General features: G+C 70.0%; 2 protein-coding genes (1 of these 2 only partly in view). Both read left to right on the top strand.

The window, feature by feature from the left end; all coding sequences use genetic code 11:
• Positions 1 to 38: 38 nt before the first annotated feature.
• Complete coding sequence (locus OD750_RS26980; protein WP_263542527.1) at positions 39 to 8,465, top strand: non-ribosomal peptide synthetase; 8,427 nt, start codon at positions 39 to 41, stop codon at positions 8,463 to 8,465.
• Positions 8,462 to 22,735: the 5' portion of a non-ribosomal peptide synthetase gene (locus OD750_RS26975; RefSeq protein WP_263542528.1), read on the top strand. The gene runs 2,169 nt beyond the window's last position; 14,274 of the gene's 16,443 nt are visible here — the first part of the coding sequence; the start codon lies at positions 8,462 to 8,464; its stop codon lies beyond the right edge, outside the window. The genes OD750_RS26980 and OD750_RS26975 overlap by 4 nt, the downstream gene beginning before the upstream one ends.

Raw genomic sequence — 22,735 nt, 5'->3', positions numbered from 1 at the left:
CTGCCGGCGCCATAGAACACCCGAGGAAGCAAGACGTCATGGACCGATCGACGCATTCACACCCCGACACGCTGGTCGACCTTCTGCGCGAGCGCGCGGCGAGCCTGCCGGACGATCTCGCGTTCACGCATCTCGACGACGGCGACAACGCGGGCGGCACGCTCACGTTCGCGCAGCTCGACGGCAAGGCGCGCGCGCTCGCCGCGCACCTGCAGTCGCTGACGCAGGCGCAGGACCGCGTGCTGCTCGTCTATCCGTCGGGCCTCGACTACGTCGTCGCGTTCTTCGCCTGTGCATACGCCGGGCTGATCGCGGTGCCGGCGCTGCCGCCGACCACGTCGCGCACGTTCCCGCGTCTGCAGGGCATCGCGCGCGACGCGAGGGCGAGCATCGCGCTGGCGCCCGCGGCCATCGTCGGACAGATGCGGCAGATGCAGCAGGACGCCGAACTCCGCGACGGCGACGCGCTGCTCGACGGACTCACGTGGCTGTGCGCGACCGAACTCGGCGAAGCCTCCGAGCCGTGGCGCCGTCCGTATCTGCGGTCGACCGACACGCTGTTCCTGCAATACACCTCCGGTTCCACTGGCACGCCGAAGGGGGTGATGGTCAGCCACCGCAACCTCTTCGCGAATCTCGGACAGATGCACGCCGCGCACCCGGTCGCGCCCGGCGAGGCGATGGTGTCGTGGCTGCCGCCGCACCACGACATGGGCCTGATCGGGATGATCCTGTACGCGGTCTACGCGGCCGGCCACTGCGTGCAGTTCGCGCCGTCCGCGTTCCTGATGCGTCCGTACCGATGGCTCAAGGCGATTTCGGACTACCGCGCGGTGTTCACCGCGGCGCCGAATTTCGCCTACGACCAGTGCATCGACCGTGTCACCGACGAGCAGATGCGCGCGCTCGACCTGCGTTCGCTCACGACGTTCCTGAACGGCGCCGAGCCGGTGCGGCCCGAAACGCTGCGCCGCTTCGCCGAGCGCTTCGCGCCGTGCGGCCTGCGCCCCGACGCGATGACGCCGGGCTACGGCATGGCCGAGGCGACGCTGATGATTTCCAGCAGCGGCTGCAGCCGCCTGCCCGGACGTCCGCCGCTGCTGCCGGTGAGCAAGGACGAACTCGCGGCGGGCCGGATCGTGCGGCACGACGTCGACGGCGAATGCATCGAGACGGTGTCGACGGGTCTTGCGGCGCTCAACGGCCACCACGTGCGGATCGTCGATCCCGTCACGTGCGAAGCGCTCGCGGACGACCGCGTCGGCGAGATCTGGGCGCACGGCCCTTCGATCGCCAAGGGCTACTGGAACCGGCCCGAAGAAACGATGCGCACCTTCGGCGCGACGATCGCCGGCGAATCGACGTGCTATCTGCGCACCGGCGATCTCGGCTTCATCCACGACGAAGAATTGTATATTTCTGGCCGCATCAAGGACCTGATGATCTTCAACGGCCGCAACGTCTATCCGCAGGACGTGGAGCGGACGATCGAAGCGGTCGACCCGGCGTTCCGCGCCAACGGATGCGCGGTGTTCTCGGTGCAGGACGGCGCGCGTACGCGCCTCGTCATCGTGCAGGAGCTCGAAGCGCGGCAGAAGGTCGTGCTGGCCCCGGTGATGCCGCGGCTGGCCGCGCAGATCGCCGAGCAGCACGAGATCTTCGACATCGCGGCGATGCTGCTGGTCAAGGCCGGCAAGGTGCCGCGCACGTCGAGCGGCAAGCTGCAGCGCAGCCTGTGCAGGCAGCTGTTCGAGGCCGGCGAACTGGCCGCGATCGACGCGTGGCACAACCCGGTCGCGTCGCCGGGCGACGGCGACGCGGGAAGCGACGACGACTCGGGCAGCGAGACGGAGCGGCAGCTCGTTGGCATCTGGCGCGAACTGCTCGGCGTCGAGCGGATTTCGCCGCGCGACGGTTTCTTTTCGCTCGGCGGCCACTCGCTGCTCGCCGCGCAGTTGATCTCTCGCGTGCGGACACGGTTCGGCGTCGAGCTGTCGCTCGCGACGTTGTTCGAAGCGCCGACGATCGCCGCGATGGCCGAGACGATCGCGCGCAACGGCGAACGCGCGCCCGTCGCCGCGATCGCCCCGGTGCCGCGCACCGCCGCCCTGCCCCTGTCGTTCGCGCAGCAGCGCCTGTGGTTTCTCGACCGGCTCGATCCGGCCGCGAGCCTCGCTTATCACCTGCCGATCAGTGTGCGCTTGCGCGGTCCGCTGGATCGCACCGCGTTGCAGGCGGCGCTCGACGCCGTCGTCGCGCGGCACGAGAGCCTGCGCACGCACGTCGTCACCGTCGACGGCCAGCCGATGCAGTCGATCGCCGCGGACGCGATACTGCCGCTGACCGAGCACGATCTGCGCGCGATGACGCCCACACAGCAGCACGAAGCCGTGACGCGCATCGGCCGCGAGGAAGCCGTCGCGCCGTTCGATCTCGGCACCGGACCGCTGATCCGCGCACGGCTGCTGCGGCTGTCGGACGCCGAGCACGTGCTGCTCGTCACCCAGCACCATATCGTCACCGACGGCTGGTCGATCGGCGTGCTGCTGCGCGATCTGCGCGCGCTGTACGGCGCGTTCGCGCAAGGCCGTGCCGATCCGCTGGCGCCGCTCGCGATCCAGTACGCCGACTATGCCGCCTGGCAGCGCGAAGGCCTGCGCGACGACGTGCAGCGGACGCAGACCGACTTCTGGCGCGCGCAGCTGCAAGGCGCGCCCGCACTGCTGGAACTGCCGTGCGACCGCACGCGTCCCGCCGTGCGCAGCCACCGCGGCGACCGCCTGGCGCTCGCGGTGGACGCACGACTGACGGCCGGCGTGCGGGCGCTGGCGCGGCGGCACGGCGTCACGCCGTTCATGGTGCTGCTCGGCGCCTGGTCGGCGCTGCTGTCGCGCCTCGCCGGCCAGAGCGACCTCGTGATCGGCACGCCGGCGGCCAATCGTCCGCGCGGCGAGTTCGAACCGCTGATCGGCTTCTTCGTCAACACGCTCGCCTTGCGCGTGCGGCTCGATCCCGACACGACCGTGGCGCAGCTCCTGGCGCAGATCAAGGCCACGACGCTGTCCGCGTACGCGCATCAGGACCTGCCGTTCGAGCGCTTAGTCGAGGCGCTGAACCCGGTCCGCGATCTGCGCTACAGCCCGATCTTCCAGGCCATGCTGACGCTCGACAACACGCCCGGCACCGGCGCGTCGGCGTGGCACGGCCTGTCGGCGACCGCGACGGAAATCGACCGCGGCACCACGCCGTTCGACCTGTCGCTGTTTCTCGCCGACGGCGGCGAGTCGCTGGACGGATACCTCGAATACGCGACCGACCTCTTCGACGCCGCGACCGCGGCCCGCTATGCCGGCCACTTCAACACGCTGCTGGCCGCCATGGTCGACCAGGACGCGGAAAGCGTCGACCGGCTGCCGCTGCTCACCGGCGACGAGCAGAGAAAGCTGCTGATCGATTTCAACGACACCGCCGTCGACTATCCGGAAGGCGCGCTGGTCCATGAACTGTTCGAAGCGCAGGCCGCCGCGACGCCGGATGCCGTCGCGCTCGTCTTCGACGGCGAATCGCTCACGTACGACGCGCTGAACCGGCGCGCGAACCGGCTTGCCCACCGGCTGATCGACCTCGGCATCCGTCCCGACGATCGCGTCGCGCTGTGCCTCGAACGCGGCATGGACATGGTCGCGGGCCTGCTCGGCGTACTCAAGGCCGGCGGCGCCTACGTGCCGCTGGACCCGGCCTACCCGTCCGACCGGCTTGCGTACATGCTCGGCGACAGCGCGCCGGTCGCGGTGCTGACGCAGCAGTCGCTGCATGCCCGCCTGCGCGAACTCGACGGCGCCGCCGCGACGCTCGTGCTCGATGCACCCGACACCGTCTCGCTGCTCGCGCGACAGCGCGACGACGATCCCGATCCGCGCGCGCTCGGATTGCATGCCGGAAACCTCGCCTACGTGATCTACACCTCCGGCTCGACCGGCCGGCCCAAGGGCGTGATGAACCAGCACGACGGCGTGCTGAATTTTCTGCATTGGAACCGCGGCGAGTACCGGCTCGACGCGAGCGAGCACGTACTGCAGAAGACGCCTTTCAGCTTCGACGTCTCGGTGTGGGAATTCTTCGTGACGCTGACGAGCGGCGCGCGCCTCGTGATCGCGCGTCCGGACGGCCACCAGGACCCGCGCTATCTCGGCGATATCGTCGGCGACGAAAAAATTACGCTGCTGCACTTCGTGCCGTCGATGCTGCAGATCTTCCTCGATCACGCCGATCTAGCGCGGTGCGCGAGCCTGCGCCGCGTGCTGTGCATCGGCGAGGCGCTGCCGCCGTCGCTGCAGGAACAGTTTCATCGCCTGCTGCCGCACGTCGAGCTGCACAATCTCTACGGCCCGACCGAAGCCGCCGTGCACGTCACGTTCTGGCGGTGCGACGCGTCGCTGCACGACGGCAAGGTGCCGATGGGCCGGCCGATCGCCAACACGCGGTTGTACGTGCTCGACGCGCACGGGCAGCCGGTGCCGATCGGCGTCGCCGGCGAAATCCATATCGGCGGCGCGAACGTCGCGCGCGGCTATCTCCATCGGCCGGAACTGACGGCCGAACGCTTCGCGCCAGACCCGTTCTCGACGCACGCAGACGCGCGGCTGTACCGGACCGGCGATCTCGGGCGCTGGCTGCCCAACGGCACGCTCGAATACCTCGGCCGCAACGATTTCCAGGTGAAAGTGCGCGGTTTTCGCATCGAGCCGGGCGAGATCGAATCGCGGCTCGCCGCGCTGCTCGGCGTGCGCGAAGCGGTGGTCGTCGCGCGCGACGACGCGGCCGGCGGCAAGCAGCTCGTCGCGTACGTGATACCGGCACAGCCCGCGCCATCGGTCGCCGATCTGCGCGCCGCGCTCGCCGAAACCCTGCCCGAATACATGGTGCCCGGCGCGTTCGTCGCGCTCGACGCGTGGCCGCTGACCGCCAACGGCAAGCTCGATCGCAAGGCGCTGCCGGCGCCGGACCTCGACGCGGTCGTCACGCGCGCCTACGCGGAGCCGGTCGGCACGACGGAGCGCGAGATCGCGCGGATCTGGCAGGCCCTGCTCGGCGTGCCGCAGATCGGACGCGACGACAACTTCTTCGAACTCGGCGGCCATTCGCTGCTCGCGATCCAGGCGTCGAGCCGCATCCAGTCGCGCCTGGGCGTCGCGCTGCCGCTGCGCGCGCTGTTCGAGGCGCCGACGGTCGCGCAGCTCGCCCGGCGCGTACCGGCGGCAGGCGTCGTCGCCGGTGGCACCATCGTCGTCGCCGACCGCAGCCGGCCGCTGCCGCTGTCGTTCGCCCAGCAGCGACTGTGGTTCGTGCAGGCGATGGAAGGCGACAGCACGACGTACAACATGCCGGTGAGCCTGCGCCTCGCCGGCCGCCTCGACGTCGACGCGTTCCGCGCGGCCCTGCAGGCGCTCGTCGCGCGACACGAAGTGCTGCGCAGCCGCTTCGTCGCGGAAGACGGCGAGGTTCGCGTGCAGGTGGCGCCGAGCCTCGACGTGCCGATCGACGTCGTCGACCTCGCCCCGTCGCAGGTCGCCGCGCACGAGCGCGCGCACGCCGATCACGTGTTCGATCTCGCCGCAGGCCCATTGCTGATCGCAAAACTCCTGCGCCTCGACGCCGGCGAGCACGTGCTGCTCGTCAACGTGCACCACATCGTCTGCGACGGCTGGTCGATGCGCATCCTCGTCGGCGAATGGCTGGCGCTGTACGACGCGCTGCGGCAGTCGCGGCCGTCGCCGCTGCCGCCGCCGGCGCTGCAGTACGCCGACTACGCGCACTGGCAGCGCGAGACGCTCGAAGCCGAGCGGCTCGACGCGCAGCTCGCCTACTGGACGCGGCAGCTCGCCGGCGCGCCGGAACTGACGAACCTGCCGACCGACCGGCCGCGCCCGGCCGTGCAGCGATTCGACAGCGGTTCGGAAACGCGCACGATCGACACGGCGCTCTCGCAGCGCGTGGCGAAGCTCGGTCACGAGGCGGGCGCCAGCGTGTTCATGACGCTCGTGTCGGCGTTCGCACTGCTGCTGTCGCGCTACAGCGGCGAGACCGATCTGCTGATCGGAACGCCCGTGGTCAACCGCCATCGCGAGGAGCTCGAGAACCTGATCGGCCTGTTTCTCGGCAACCTCGTGCTGCGCGCCGATCTTTCGGGCCGGCCGACGTTCCGCGAGCTGCTCGCGCGCACGCGGCAGACCGCGCTCGACGCCTATTCCAACAGCGACGTGCCGTTCGAGCGCATCGTCGATGCGCTGCCGCTCAAGCGCGACCTGAGCCGCAATCCGCTGTTCCAGGTGTTCTTCAACATGCTCGACCTGCCCGAGCTCGCGTACCGCGCCGAGGAACTGGACGTCGCGCTGATGGACGGCGCGCAGTTCGACGCGAAGTTCGACCTGACGGTCTATGCCGAGCAGACGGCGGCGGGGCTGAAATTGCACCTTGTGTACAACAGCGCCTTGTTCGACGCCGCCCGCATGCAGGAGCTGCTGCGCCAGTACGAACACCTGCTCGAACAGATCGTTGCGGCGCCCGATCGCACGATCGACGACTACGGCCTCCTGACCGCGCACGCAGCGTCAGTGCTGCCCGATCCGTCGATCGCGCTCGATCGCGACTTCGTCGGCTCCGTGCCGCAGCTGTTCGCCGAGCGCTGCGCGGCGACGCCCGACGCGCCGGCCGTGGTATCGCACGAGCGTCGCTGGAGTTATCGCGAACTCGACGCCGCGTCCGAGCGCATCGCATGCTGGCTGCAGGATCGCGACGTGACGCCCGGTGCGGTGGTCGCGATCCACGCGCAGCGCAACGCGACGCTGGTCGCGGCGATACTCGGCGTCCTCAAGACGGGCGCGGCATTCATGATCCTCGACCCGGCGTATCCGGCCGGGCATCTGCGCGCGTGCCTCGAAGTCGCGCCCGCCGCCGCGTGGCTGCAGATCGCCGATGCATCCGCCGCCGATCCGCGCGACGTCGTCGCGCCGGGCACGGCCTGTCTCGACCTGCGCGACATCGACGGCAGCGCCGAACTGCAGCGATTCGACGGCCGGCGCGCACGGCCGGTGGCTATCGGCGCCGACGACATCGCGCTCATCGCGTTCACGTCGGGGTCCACCGGCAAGCCCAAGGCCGTGCAGAGCCGGCACGGGCCGCTGACGCGGTTCTATCCGTGGCTGCGCGAGCACTTCGATCTGCGTGCCGACGATCGCTTCTCGCTGCTCTCGGGTCTCGCGCACGATCCGCTGCAGCGCGACATCTTCAACGCGCTGTACCTCGGCGCGAGCCTGCACGTGCCGGCGCCCGACACGATCGTGCCGGGCCGTCTCGCGCAGTGGATGATCGAGAGCGGCGTGACGGTGTCGCATCTCACGCCCGCGATAACGCAGGTGCTGTGCGACGCGCCGGAATCGATGCGGCTGCCGGCGCTGCGCCACGCGTTCCTGATCGGCGACGTGCTGACGCGGCGCGACGTCGTGCGTCTGCAGTCGCACGCGCCCGACGCGCAGATCGTCAACACGTACGGCGCGACGGAAACGCAGCGCGCGCTGAGCTACTACGACCTCGACCGCGAATCGGCCGCGCAGCGTCTGCGTCAGGTCGTACCGCTCGGCCGCGGCATGCCGGGCGTGCAGCTCGTCGTGCTCAACGCCGCGGGCCGCCGCGCGGGCGTCGGCGAGCTTGGCGAAATCCACATCCGCAGCCATCACCTGGCGCGCGGCTATCTCGACGATCCGGCGCTGACGCGCGAGCGTTTTCTCGTCAATCCGTTCACGGGCGACGCCGGCGACCGCATGTACCGCACCGGCGATCTCGGCCGGTACCTGCCCGACGGCAACGTCGAATGCGTCGGCCGCGCCGACACCCAGGTGAAGCTGCGCGGTTTTCGTATCGAGCCCGGCCACGTCGAAGCGCTGCTCGGCGAACATCCGGACGTTCGCGCCGCCGTCGTCATGGCGCGCGAGGACGACGTGCGCGGTCGCTTCCTCGCCGCCTACGTGACCGTGCGCGAGCGCCGTCCCGAACCGGCCGCGCTGCGCGGCTGGCTGTCGGCGCGCCTGCCCGACTACATGCAGCCGTCGGCCTACGTGTTCCTCGACGCGCTGCCGCTGACGCCGAACGGCAAGATCGACCGGCGCGCGCTGCCGCTGCCCGACGGCGACTGGCGCGGCGCCGCCCATGTGCCGGCGAGCACGCCGACCGAACACGCCGTCGCCGCGATCTGGGCCGATCTGCTCAGGCGCGAGCGCGTCGGCGTCCTCGACGACTTCTTCGCGCTCGGCGGGCATTCGCTGCTGGGCACGCAAGTCATCGCGCGGATCAGGAGCCGGTTCGAAATCGACCTGCCGCTGCGCGCGCTGTTCGAGATACCCACCGTCGCCGCGTTGAGCGCGGCGATCGATCGTGAGCTGGCCGACCTCGAAGAGATCGAACTGTGAATACCCAAGAGATTCTGGCGTTCCTGACCGCCAACGCGATCCAGGCGCGCGTCGTCGACGGCAACCTGAAATTCAAGGGGCCGAAGGGCGTTTTGACCGACGCGGTCCTCGAACACATCCGGCGCCGAAAGGACGAACTCGTCGCCGCGCTCGAACAGGGCGCGCACGACGACCAGGGTCGTCGCGTCGTCGCGCGCAAGGCCGCCGACGGTCCGTGCGCGACGACCTTCGCGCAGCAGCGCCTGTGGTTTCTCGACCAGCTCGACCGCGCCGCGAGCGTCGCGTATCACATTCCGGCCGGGCTTCGGCTCAAGGGCCGGCTCGACCGCGCGGCGCTGCGGCGCACGCTCGATGCGCTCGTGGCGCGGCACGAAAGCCTGCGCACGCGCTTCGTCAGCGTCGACGGCCAGCCCGCGCAGGTGATCGATCCGGCGTCGTGCGGCTTCGCGCTGCGCGACGTCGATCTGTCGACGCTCGACGCGTCGCAACGCGACGAAGCAGTGACGCGCGTGACGCGCGCCGAAGCGATCGCGCCGTTCGATCTGTCTGCCGGTCCGCTGATCCGCGGCCAGTTGCTGCGGCTCGCCGACGACGACCACGTGCTGCTGGTCACGCAGCATCACATCGTCTCGGACGGCTGGTCGATCGCGGTGCTCGTGCGCGAACTGAGCGCGCTGTACGCCGCGTTCTGCGAAGGCCGCGACGATCCGCTGCCGCCACTTTCGATCCAGTACGCCGACTACGCGGCGTGGCAGCGCCAATGGCTGCAGGGCGACGTTCTGCACACACAGACCGATTTCTGGCGCGCGCACCTGGCCGGCGCGCCCGCGCTGCTCGAACTGCCTGCCGATCATCCGCGTCCCGCCGTGCAGAGCTACCGCGGCCGGCGTCTGCCGCTCGCGCTCGATGCCGCGCGCACGAACGGCCTGCGCGCGCTCGCGCGGCGCCACGGCGTCACGCCGTTCATGGTGCTGCTCGGCGCGTGGTCGGCGCTGCTGTCGCGTCTTTCCGGCCAGCGCGATCTCGTGATCGGCACGCCGGTCGCCAATCGCCTGCGCGCCGAAGTCGAGCCGCTGATCGGCCTTTTCGTCAACACGCTCGCCTTGCGGGTGCGGCTCGACGACGACCCGACCGTCGCGCAGCTCCTCGCGCAGATCAAGACGACGATGCTCGCCGCGCAGGCGCATCAGGACCTGCCGTTCGAGCAGGTGGTCGAAGCGTTGAAGCCCGCGCGCAGCCTCGGCCACAGCCCGATCTTCCAGGTCATGCTCTCGCTCGACAACACGCCGGCGAGCGCGCTCGACCTGCCCGGCCTGACGCTGACGCCGCTGCCGACGCCACGCGACACGACGCAGTTCGACCTGTCGCTGTCCTTGACCGACGCCGGCGAGACGATCGCCGGCTATCTCGAATATGCGAGCGACCTGTTCGACGATGCGACGATCGAACGACACGCCGGGCATTTCCTCACGCTGCTCGACGGCCTGTTCGCGGACGATGCGCAGCCGGTCAGCCGGCTGCCGCTGCTGACCGATGCGCAGCGTCGACAACTGCTCGTCGATTTCAACGACACCGCGGTCGACTATCCGCAAGGCCAGCTGATCCACCAGTTGTTCGAGGCACAGGCAGCGATCCGTCCCGACGCGATCGCGCTCGTGCACGGCGACGCGACGCTGAGCTACGACGCGCTCAACCGCCGCGCGAACCGCGTGGCGCACCGGCTGCTCGCGCAAGGCCTGCAGCCCGACGATCGCGTCGCGATCTGCGTCGAACGCGGCCTCGACATGGTCGTCGGCCTACTCGGCATCCTCAAGGCCGGCGGCGCGTACGTGCCGCTCGATCCGACCTATCCCGCCGAACGCCTGAACTACATGCTCGACGACAGCGCGCCGGTCGCGATCGTGACGCAGCGCGGTCTGCAGGAACGCCTCGGTAACACCGTGCGGCCGACGCTCGTGCTCGATGCGATCGATCCGCATGAAAGCGACGACGGCAATCCCGACACGCCCGACCTGCACGAGCGCCACCTCGCCTATCTGATCTACACCTCCGGCTCCACCGGACAGCCCAAGGGCGTCATGGTCGAGCATCGCAACGCGGTCAACCTGATCCGCACGCACGCCGACACCTGCGAATTCACGGCCGACGACCGCGTGCTGCAGTTCGCGTCGTTCTCGTTCGACGCGTCCGTCGCGGAAATCTTCACGACACTTTCAACGGGCGCATGTCTCGTGCTGCGACCGGAAAACCTGCGCGCGCCGGACGCCGCGTTCCTCGCGTTCCTTGCGGCGCAGCGCATCACCGTCGCCGACGTGCCGACCGCGTTCTGGCAGCAATGGGCCGCGCAACCCGCGACGCGTGTGCGGATCGGCGATCTGCGCCTGGTCGTCGTCGGCGGCGAAAAGGCCGAGCGGCGCACGCTCGAGGCGTGGTTCGCCGATCACGCGCCCGCGTCGAGCCGCTGGCTCAACGTCTACGGACCGACCGAGGCGACCGTCCAGGCAACGGCGATGGCCTATGCCGCCGGCGACGCGCTGCCCGCATACGAGATTCCGATCGGCCGCCCGATCGCGAATGTGCAGATCCACATTTGCGATGCGCACGGCGCGCTCGTGCCGATCGGCGTAGCCGGCGAAATCCATATCGGCGGCGTCGGCCTCGCCCGCGGCTATCTCGATCGCGCGGCGCTCACCGCCGAGCGTTTCGCGGCGAATCCGTTCGACGACACGGCCGGCGCACGCCTTTACCGCACCGGCGACCTCGGCCGCCGGCTGCCGGACGGCACGATCGAATACCTCGGACGCAACGACGCGCAGGTGAAAATCCGCGGCTACCGCATCGAACCGGGCGAGATCGAAGCGCGGTTGCTCGACTGCGCCGGCGTACGCGAAGCGGTCGTGCTCGCGCGACAGGACGTGCCCGGCGAAAACCGCCTCGTCGCCTATCTGCGCTGCGACGCCGACTCGCCGGTTTCGCTCGCCGACGTGCGCGCGCAACTGGCCGCGTCGCTGCCCGACCACATGCTGCCGAGTGCATTCGTGCAGCTGTCCACGTTTCCCGTCACCGTCAGCGGCAAGATCGACCGCCGCGCGCTGCCGGCGCCGGACCGCTCGGCCGTCGTCAGCCGCGACTACGAGGCGCCCGCCGGAGCGACCGAAACCGCGGTCGCGCGCGTCTGGGCCGAACTGCTCGGCCTCGAACGCGTCGGACGGCTCGACGATTTCTTCGCGCTCGGCGGCCACTCGCTGCTCGCCGTGCAGCTGGCGTCGCGCCTGCGTGCCGAACTCGGCATCGAAGTCGCGCTGCGCGATCTGTTCTCGCATCCGACGCTGGCGGGTTTCGCGCAAGCCGTGGCGGACGCGGCGAACAGCACGTTGTCGGCGATTCCCGTCGATGACGCCGCGACGAAGGCGCTGTCGTTTTCGCAGCAGCGCCTGTGGTTTCTCGACCAGCTCGACCGCGCCGCGAGCGTCGCGTATCACATTCCGGCCGGGCTTCGCCTCAAGGGCCGGCTCGATCGCGCGGCGCTGCGGCGCACGCTCGATGCGCTCGTGGCGCGGCACGAAAGCCTGCGCACGCGCTTCGTCAGCGTCGACGGCCAGCCCGCGCAGGTGATCGATCCGGCGTCGTGCGGCTTCGCGCTGCGCGACGTCGATCTGTCGACGCTCGACGCGCCCGAACGCGACGCTGAAGTCGTGCGCGTGACGCGCGCCGAGGCGATCGCGCCGTTCGATCTGTCTGCCGGTCCGCTGATCCGCGGCCAGTTGCTGCGGCTCGCCGACGACGACCACGTGCTGCTGGTCACGCAGCATCACATCGTCTCGGACGGCTGGTCGATCGCGGTGCTCGTGCGCGAACTGAGCGCGCTGTACGCCGCGTTCTGCGAAGGCCGCGACGATCCGCTGCCGCCACTTTCGATCCAGTACGCCGACTACGCGGCGTGGCAGCGCCAATGGCTGCAGGGCGACGTTCTGCACACGCAGACCGATTTCTGGCGCGCGCACCTGGCCGGCGCGCCGGCGCTGCTCGAGCTGCCTGCCGATCATCCGCGTCCCGCCGTGCAGAGCTACCGCGGCCGGCGTCTGCCGCTCGCGCTCGATGCCGCGCGCACGAACGGCCTGCGCGCGCTCGCGCGGCGCCACGGCGTCACGCCGTTCATGGTGCTGCTCGGCGCGTGGTCGGCGCTGCTGTCGCGTCTTTCCGGCCAGCGCGATCTCGTGATCGGCACGCCGGTCGCCAATCGCCTGCGCGCCGAAGTCGAGCCGCTGATCGGCCTGTTCGTCAACACGCTCGCCTTGCGGGTGCGGCTCGACGACGACCCGACCGTCGCGCAGCTCCTCGCGCAGATCAAGACGACGATGCTCGCCGCGCAGGCGCATCAGGACCTGCCGTTCGAGCAAGTGGTCGAAGCGTTGAAGCCCGCGCGCAGCCTCGGCCACAGCCCGATCTTCCAGGTCATGCTCTCGCTCGACAACACGCCGGCGAGCGCGCTCGACCTGCCCGGCCTGACCCTGACGCCGTTGCCGACGCCGCGCGACACCACGCAGTTCGACCTGTCGCTGTCCCTGACCGACGCCGGCGAGACGATCGCCGGCTATCTCGAATATGCGAGCGACCTCTTCGACGATGCGACGATCGAACGACACGCCGGGCATTTCCTCACGCTGCTCGACGGCCTGTTCGCGGACGATGCGCAGCCGGTCAGCCGGCTGCCGCTGCTGACCGACGTGCAGCGTCGACAACTGCTCGTCGATTTCAACGACACCGCGGTCGACTATCCGCAAGGCCAACTGATCCATCGGCTGTTCGAAGCACAGGCGGCGGCGCGGCCCGACGCGATCGCGCTCGTACATGGCGACGCGGCGTTGAGCTACGACGCGTTGAACCGCCGTGCCAACCGCGTGGCGCACCGGCTGCTCGCGCAAGGCCTGCAGCCCGACGATCGCGTCGCGATCTGCGTCGAACGCGGTCTCGACATGGTCGTGGGCCTGCTCGGCATCCTCAAGGCCGGCGGCGCGTACGTGCCGCTTGATCCGACCTATCCCGCCGAGCGCCTGAACTACATGCTCGACGACAGCGCGCCGGTCGCGATCGTGACGCAGCGCGATCTGCAGGAACGCCTCGGTAACACCGTGCGGCCGACGCTCGTGCTCGATGCGGTCGACCCGCATGAAGGCGACGACGGCAATCCCGACACGCCCGGCCTGCACGAGCGCCACCTCGCCTATCTGATCTACACCTCCGGCTCCACCGGACAGCCCAAGGGCGTCATGGTCGAGCATCGCAACGTGGTTCGCCTCGCGCTGTGCCGGGAATTCGACGACCTCGACGCGTCGAGCGTCGTCGCGCAGGTGTCGAACGCCTCGTTCGATGCCGCGACGTACGAAATCTGGGGAACGCTGCTCAAGGGCGGCCGGCTCGTGCACGTCGACAAGGACTGTCTGATCGATCCCGTGCGCCTCGCCACGCAACTGCGCGCCGACGGCATCGGCGTGTTCTGGGTGACGACGGCCGTGTTCAACCGGATCGCCGCACAAGCGCCCGACTGCCTGGCCGCGCTCGACGTCGTGGGCTTCGGCGGTGAAGCCGCTTCGCTCGCGGCGGTGGAACGGATCGTCCGCCACGGCATGCCGCGGCGCCTGTTCAACTACTACGGGCCGACCGAGAACACCACGTTCAGCACGCGCTTCGAAATCGACGCCGCGACGTTCGATGCCGGCGCCGTGCTGCCGATCGGCACGTCGATGGCGTGGACGCGCACCTGCGTACTCGACGAGATCGGGCAGCCGGTGCCGATCGGCGTGACCGGCGAGTTGTACGTCGGCGGCCCGGGACTCGCCCGCGGCTATTTCAACCGGCCGCAACTCACCGCCGAACGCTTCGTCGCGAACCCGTTCGCCGACGACGGCGAGGAGCGCTTGTATCGCACCGGCGATCTCGTGTGCCGGCTGCCGGACGGCAACCTCCGGTTCGTCGGCCGCAACGACGGCCAGATCAAGCTGCGCGGCTTCCGCATCGAAACCGGAGAGATCGAAGCGCGGCTGACCGACGACGCCGGCGTGCGCGACGCGGCGGTCGTGCTGCGCGAGGACAGCCCCGGCGACCGGCGCCTCGTCGCGTACTTCGTCGACCACGACGGGCGCGATACGTCGATCGCCGACCTGCGCGCCGCGTTGTCGGCGGCGCTGCCCGACTACATGCTTCCGAGCGCGTTCGTGCGCCTCGCGTCGCTGCCGCTGACGCCGAACGGCAAGGTCGACCGCCGCGCGCTGCCCGCGCCGGACGCGTCGGCGATCGTCGCGCGCGACTACGCGGCGCCGCTGCCCGGCCTCGAATCCACGCTCGCACGGATCTGGCAGGACCTGCTCGGCCTGCCGCGCGTCGGCCGCCACGATCACTTCTTCGAGCTCGGCGGCCATTCGCTGCTCGTGGTGAGTCTGATCGAACGCCTGCGCCTCGAAAACATTGCCGCCGCCGTGCGTTCGGTGTTCGCCGCACCGACGCTGTCGGGACTGGCCGCGGCGATCGCCGACGGCGATGCCGCGACCGCCGTCGACGTGCCGCCGAACCGGATCCCGCCCGGTTGCACCGCGCTGACGCCCGACCTGCTGCCGCTCGCGAACCTGAGCCAGACCGAAATCGACGCGATCGTCGCCGCGACCGACGGCGGCGCGGCGAGCATCCAGGACGTCTATCCGCTGTCGCCGTTGCAGGAAGGCATCCTTTTTCATCACCTGATCGAGAACGAAGGCGACGCGTACCTGCTGCGCTCGGTCGTCGCGTTCGACAGTCGCGCGCGCCTCGACCGTTTCCTGCGCGCCGTGCAGACCGTGATCGACCGGCACGACATCCTGCGCAGCTCGCTGCGCTGGGTCGGCCTCGCGCAGCCGGTGCAGGTCGTGCATCGCGCGGCATCGCTGCCCCTCGTCGAACTCGACGCGCCCGAAGGCGGCGTACTCGACGCGCTGCTGGCGCGCACCGATCCGCGCAAGGTCGCGCTGGATCTGACGCGCGCGCCGCTGATGGCCGCGAGCGTCGCGTTCGACGCGGCGAGCGGCGAATGGCTGCTGTCGCTCGTCCATCACCACGTGGTCTGCGACCACGTCACGCTCGAGCTGATGCTCGCCGAAGTGCGCGCGCTGCTCGACGACCGCGCCGACAGCCTGCCGACGTCGCTGCCGTATCGCGATTTCATCGCGCAGACGGCGTCGGTGCCGATGGCGCGGCACGAGACGTATTTCCGCGACCGGCTCGGCGACGTATCCGAACCGACCGCGCCGTTCGGCGTACTCGACGTGCAGGGCGACGGCAACGACATCGCCGAGGCGCGCGTGCCGCTCGACGACGATCTGGCCGCGCGCGTGCGCGACGTCGCGCGGAGGCGCGGCGTCAGCGCCGCGGTGTTGTTCCATCTCGCGTGGGCGCACGTGCTCGCGCGCTGCAGCGGTCGCGACGACGTGGTGTTCGGCACCGTGCTGTCGGGCCGCCTGCAGGGGTCGGCGGGCGCCGATCGCGTGCTCGGCATGTTCATCAACACGCTGCCGGTGCGCATCGATCTCGCCGATCTCGACCTCGACGCGGCGCTGTCGGAAACGTGGCGCCGGCTCGGCGACCTCGTCGCGCACGAACAGGCGCCGCTGGCGCTGGCGCAGCGCTGCAGCGGCGTCGCCGCGCCGCTGCCGCTGTTCACCACCTTGTTCAACTACCGGCACAGCCACGACGACATCGCGCACGGCGAAGCGACCGGCGCGCCGGTCTGGCCGGGCATGCGCGTGCTGTTCAGCGAGGAACGCACGAACTATCCGCTGACCTTCTCCGTCGACGATCTCGGCCGGCGTTTCATGATGTCGGCGCATTGCCTGCCGGGCATCGATCCGCATCGCATGATCGGCTACGTCGCGACGACGCTCGAAGCGCTGGTGCGCGATCTGGTCGGACAGCCGCGGCGCAAGCTCGGCGACATCGACATCCTGCCCGCCGCCGAGCGTCGAACCGTGCTGGAGGATTTCAACGCGCAGACGCAACCGGACGATGCGCGCCTGATCCATCAGCAGGTGGAAGCGCAGGCGCAGGAACGGCCCGGCGCGGTCGCCGTGCGGCATCGCGATGCCTCGCTGAGCTACGCCGAACTCAACGCACGCGCGAACCGGGTCGCGCATCGGCTGCTGGCGCTCGGCGTCAAGCCGGACGATCGCGTCGCCGTCTGCTTCGATCGCGGCATCGCGATGGTCGTCGCGCTGCTCGGCATCCTCAAGGCCGGCGCGGCCTATGTGCCGCTCGATCCGGCCTATCCCGCCGAACGCCTGGCGCACATGCTCGGCGACAGCGCGCCGGCCGCGTGGCTCACGCAGGCCGACATGCCCGCGCGCCTGCCGGTGCCGGCATCGGCGACGCCGGTGCTGCTGCTCGATGCGGACGGCGCTTGCGACGGTTCCTCGTCGGACGACGCGAACCCGATCGTCGCCGGACGCGACGCCGATCGTCTCGCCTACGTCATCTACACGTCGGGCTCGACCGGAACGCCCAAGGGCGTGGCCATGCCGCAGCGCGGCCTGATGAACCTGTTGCAGTGGCAGCGCGGCAGCGGACTGCACGGCGACGCGGACGCCAGAACGCTGCAGTTCGCCGCGCTCGGCTTCGACGTCGCGTTCCAGGAAATCTTCTCGACGCTGTGCAGCGGCGAATGCCTCGTGCTGGTCGACGAGGCACTGCGGCAGGACCCGGCCGAACTCGTCCGCTTCGTGCAGGCCGAACGAATCCGGAAGGTGTTCCTGCCGTTCATCGCCCTGCAGAACTTCGCCGATGCGGCAGCGCGACTCCAGGCCGGGTTGCCGTACCTCAAGCACGTCGTGACGGCCGGCGAACAACTGCGGATCGGCGCGACGATCGCGCAACTGTTCCGGCAGTCGCCGCACCTGCGATTGCACAACCACTACGGCCCGACCGAAACCCACGTCGTGACCGCGCACACGCTGGCGGCCGACGCGAGCGGCTGGCCCGCGCTGCCGCCGATCGGCCGGCCGGTCGCGAACGCGAAGCTGTACATCCTCGATCGCGCGCGGCAGCCGGTGCCGCTCGGTGCGACCGGCGAGATCTACATCGGCGGGGACGCGGTCGCGCGCGGCTATCTCAACCGGCCCGAACTGACCGCCGAGCGCTTCGTCGCCGATCCGCATGCCGGCGGCGACGCGCGGATGTACAAGACCGGCGACGTCGGCCGCTGGCTGCCGGACGGCACGATCGAATTCCAGGGGCGCAACGACTTCCAGGTCAAGATCCGCGGCTTCCGCGTCGAACCCGGCGACATCGAAAGCCGTCTCGGCCAGTGCCGCGGCGTGCGCGAAGCGACGGTGCTCGCGCGCGAGGACGGCGCCGGCGGCCATCGCCTGGTCGCGTATTTCATCGCGCACGACGCGGCCACGGTGTCGGTCGCCGACCTGCGCGCCGAGATCGCGGCCGCGCTGCCCGAGCACATGGTGCCGGGCGCGTTCGTGCAGCTCGAGCGCTATCCGTTGACGGCGAACGGCAAGCTCGATCGCAACGCGCTGCCGGAACCCGATGCGACGGCGGTCGCGAGCCGCGCGTACGAAGCGCCGCTCGACGGCGTCGAAACGACGCTCGCGACGATCTGGCAAGACCTGCTCGGTCTCGATCGCGTCGGCCGTCGCGATCACTTCTTCGAACTCGGCGGCCATTCGCTGCTCGTGATCGGCCTGATCGAACGGCTGCGGCAGCAAGGCATCGCCGCGAGCGTGCGCAGCGTTTTCAATGCGCCGGTACTGGCGGATCTCGCCGCCGCGCTCTCCGACAACGCCGACGTGCCGGCCGATGCGGTTCCGGCGAACGCGATCCCCGCGGGATGCACGGCGATCGAGCCGCGGATGCTGCCGCTGATCGCGCTCGGACAGGACGAGATCGACGCGATCACGGCGCGCGTCGCCGGCGGCGCGGCGAACGTACAGGACATCTATCCGCTGTCGCCGTTGCAGGAAGGCATACTTTTTCATCACCTGCTGGAAACCGCCGGCGACGCGTATCTGCTGCGCTGGGTGCTGGCGTTCGATACGCGCCCGGGCCTCGACGCGTTTCTCGCGGCGCTGCAGACCGTGATCGACCGCCACGACATTCTGCGCAGCGCCATTGCGTGGGCCGGCCTGTCGCAGCCGGCGCAGGTCGTGCTGCGGCATGCGCCGCTCGCGATCGACGAATTCGAACCGGCGAACGACGCGCTCGACGTGCTGCTCGCGCGTACCGATCCGCGCGGCATCCGCATCGACCTGTCGCGCGCGCCGCTGCTGTCGGCGTCGATCGTCGCCGACGCGCGCTCGGGGCAATGGATGCTCGCCCTGCTCTGCCATCACGTCGTGATCGACCACTACACGATCGACCTGATCATGGACGAGGTGCGGACGATCCTGCACGGCGATCCGGCGGCGCTGCCGGCGCCGCTGCCGTACCGCAATTTCATCGCGCAGACCCGTTCCGTTCCGACGAGCGGACACGAAGCGTATTTCCGCGAGCAGCTCGGCGACATCGACGCGCCGACCGCGCTGTTCGACCGGCTCGACGTGCAGGGCGACGGTCTGGCGATTCGCGAAGTCCAGGTGCCGCTCGACGGCGCGCTCGCGGCGCGCATCCGCACGACGGCGCGGCAGGCGGGCGTCAGCGCCGCCGTGCTGTTCCATGTCGCGTGGGCGCAGGTGCTCGCGCAGTGCACCGGCCGCGACGACGTCGTGTTCGGCACCGTGCTGTCGGGGCGGTTGCAAGGTTCCGAAGGCGCGGACCGCGTGCTCGGCATGTTCATCAACACGCTGCCGGTGCGCGTGGCGCTCGGCGGACGCAGCGTGCACGACGCGGTGACCGAAACCTATCGGCGTCTGACGGAACTGCTCGTGCACGAACAGGCGTCGCTCGCGCTCGCGCAGCGCTGCAGCGGCGTCGCCGCGCCGACGCCGCTGTTCAACAGCCTGCTGAACTATCGCCACAGCACCGCGACCGCCGACGCGGCGGCCAGGTGGCCCGGCATGCACTTCATCCGCGGCGAGGATCGCACCAACTATCCGATCACGCTGTCGGTCGACGACCAGACGACCGGCTTCGAATTCACGACGCAGTGCGTCGGCGATATCGATCCGGTCGCGGTCAGCGCGTATCTGTCGACCGCGCTGGCATCGCTCGTCGACGCCTTGTCGCACTCGCCCACGTCGCCGGTGCGCGCCCTGAACATCCTGCCGGCGGACGAGCGTGCGCGCCTGCTCGCGGGCGGTTCCGCCGATGCGCAGACAACCGGCGAACCGGCGCTGATCCATCGTCTGTTCGAGCAGCAGGCCGCGATTCGGCCCGACGCGATCGCACTGACGTTCGGCGATGCGACGCTCAGCTACGGCGAACTCAATCTCCGCGCGAACCGGCTCGCGCATCGCCTGATCGCGCTCGGCGTGCGGCCCGACGACCGCGTCGCGATCTGCGTCGAACGCGGCTTCGGCATGCTCGTCGGCGTGCTCGGCATCTTGAAGGCCGGTGCGGCCTACGTGCCGCTCGATCCGATCTATCCGTCCGATCGCCTCGCGTTCGTGCTCGACGATTGCAAGCCGGTCGCGGTGCTGGTCGAGTCGGCGCTGCAGGCGCAGTTGTTCGACGGCGGCCTGCCCTCGGCGCCGGTACTCGTGCTCGACGATGCCGATACGCAGCGGCAACTCGCGGCGCAGCCCGAACACGATCCCGACGTTGCGGACCTGCGCGCCGATCACCTCGCCTACGTGATCTACACCTCCGGTTCGACCGGCCAGCCCAAGGGCGTGATGGTCGAACACGGCCACGTGACGCGTCTCTTCGCCGTCACGCAGGGCGAGTTCTACTTCGACGACACCGACGTGTGGACGCTGTTCCACTCGTTCGCGTTCGACTTCTCGGTGTGGGAGATCTGGGGCGCGCTGTTCCATGGCGGTCGCCTCGTGATCGTGCCGGGCGACGTCGCGCGCTCGGCACCGGATTTTTATACCTTGCTGTGCCGCGAACGCGTGACCGTGCTGAACCAGACGCCGAGCGCGTTCCGCCAGCTGATCGCCGCGCAGGCCGCGCAACCGGCGGAACACACGCTGCGCTGCGTGGTGTTCGGCGGCGAGGCGCTGGAGCTGCATACGCTCGCGCCGTGGTTCGCCAGGAACGATGCGCAGCGCACGCAGCTGGTCAATATGTACGGCATCACCGAGATCACGGTGCACGCGACGTTCCGCGCGATCGGTCCGGCCGACGTGCAGGCCGGCCTCGGCAGCGTGATCGGCGCGCCGCTCGGCGATCTTGCGATCTACGTGCTCGACGCGAATCGGCAACCGGTGCCGACCGGCGTGAGCGGCGAGCTGTACGTCGGCGGCGCCGGCGTCGCGCGCGGCTATCTCAATCGACCCGCACTGACCGCCGAGCGCTTCATCGCCGATCCGTTCCGACCGAACGGAAAACTGTACAAGACCGGCGACCTCGGCCGCCGGCTGCCCGACGGCACGCTCGAATACCTCGGCCGCAACGATTTCCAGGTCAAGATCCGCGGCTTCCGCATCGAACTGGGCGAGATCGAGGCCAAGCTCGCCGCCTGCGACGGCGTGCGCGAAGCGGTCGTGATCGCGCGCGAAGACGTGCCGGGGGACAAGCGCCTCGTCGCGTATCTCGTCGCACAGGCAGAACTGTCGCTGGCCGACTTGCGCCACGAACTGGCGCAGTCGCTGCCCGACTACATGCTGCCGAGCGCGTTCGTCACGCTCGACGCGTTGCCGCTCACCGCCAACGGCAAACTCGATCGCAAGGCATTGCCGGCACCGGATCAGACGGCGGTCGTCACGCGCGTCTATCACGCGCCGGTCGGCCGCACCGAAGAAGCCATCGCCGCGATCTGGCAGGACCTGCTCGGCCTCGACCGCATCGGTCGCGACGATCACTTCTTCGAACTCGGCGGCCATTCGCTGCTCGTCGTGAGTCTGATCGAGCGGCTGCGTCAGGCCGGCCTGTCGGCCAGCGTGCGTCAGGTGTTCACCGCGCCGACGCTCGCCGCCCTCGCGGCGGCTATCGGCAACGACACGGGCAGCGCGTTCGTCGTGCCGCCGAACCGCATCGCCGCGGACTGCACGGCGATCACGCCGGACCTGCTGCCGCTCGTGGATCTCACGCAGGCGCAGATCGACGCGATCGTCGCGAGCGTCCCCCAGGGCGTTGCGAACATCCAGGACATCTATCCGCTCGCGCCGTTGCAGGAAGGCATTCTCTTTCACCACCTGCTGCAGCCGCAGGGCGACGCGTACCTCTTGCGCTCGATCGTGTCGTTCGACCGACGCGAACGGCTCGACGCGTTTCTCGTCGCGCTGCAGCGCGTGATCGACCGCCACGACATCCTGCGCAGCGCGATGCGCTGGACCGGATTGCCGCAGCCGGTGCAGGTCGTGCATCGCCACGCGCCGCTGCCGGTCGCGACACTGACGGCGGACACGAGCGACGCGATGGCGCAACTGCTCGCGCACACCAGCCCGGCGCACGCGCGCATGGACCTGACCCGGGCGCCGCTGATGGCCGCGACCTGTATCGCCTCGGGCTCGCAATGGCTGCTCGCGCTGCAAAGCCACCACATCATCGAAGATAACTACTCGCTGCAGCTGATGCTCGGCGAAGTGCACCAGCTGCTCGTCGATGCGAACGCGCCGCTGCCGCCGTCGCTGCCCTATCGCAACTTCATCGCGCAGGCGCGCTCGGTGCCGGCCGACGAACACGAGGCCTACTTCCGCACGCAGCTCGCCGACATCGACGCGCCGACCGCGCCGTTCGGGCTGCTGCAGGCACCGGCGCACGACACCGCGATCCGCGAAGCCGATGTCAGTCTCGACCCCGCCCTCGCCGAACGCGTGCGCCACGTCGCGCGCCGGCAAGGCGTCAGCGCGGCCGTGCTGTTCCATGCCGCGTGGGCGCAGGTGCTCGCCGTCTGCACCGGCCGCGACGCGGTCGTGTTCGGCACCACGCTGTCGGGCCGCCTGCAAGGCTCGGCCGGTGCCGATCGCGTGCTCGGCATGTTCATCAACACCTTGCCGATGCGGCTCGACGTCGGCGCGTGCACCGCGCAGCAGCTCGTCACCGCGACGTATCGGCGCCTCGGCGAACTGCTCGTGCACGAACAGGCCTCGCTCGCGCTCGCGCAGCGCGCAAGCGGCGTGTCCGCGCCGATGCCGCTGTTCACCGCGCTGCTCAATTATCGTCACACCCGCTTGCACGGCACCGCGCCGTGGGACGGC

The sequence above is a fragment of the Tahibacter soli genome (assembly GCF_025717065.2).
Classification (GTDB): Bacteria; Pseudomonadota; Gammaproteobacteria; order Xanthomonadales; family Rhodanobacteraceae; genus Tahibacter; species Tahibacter soli.
The sequence above is the reverse complement of the archived record's forward strand: the minus strand, read 5'-3'. Positions and strand labels throughout refer to the sequence as shown.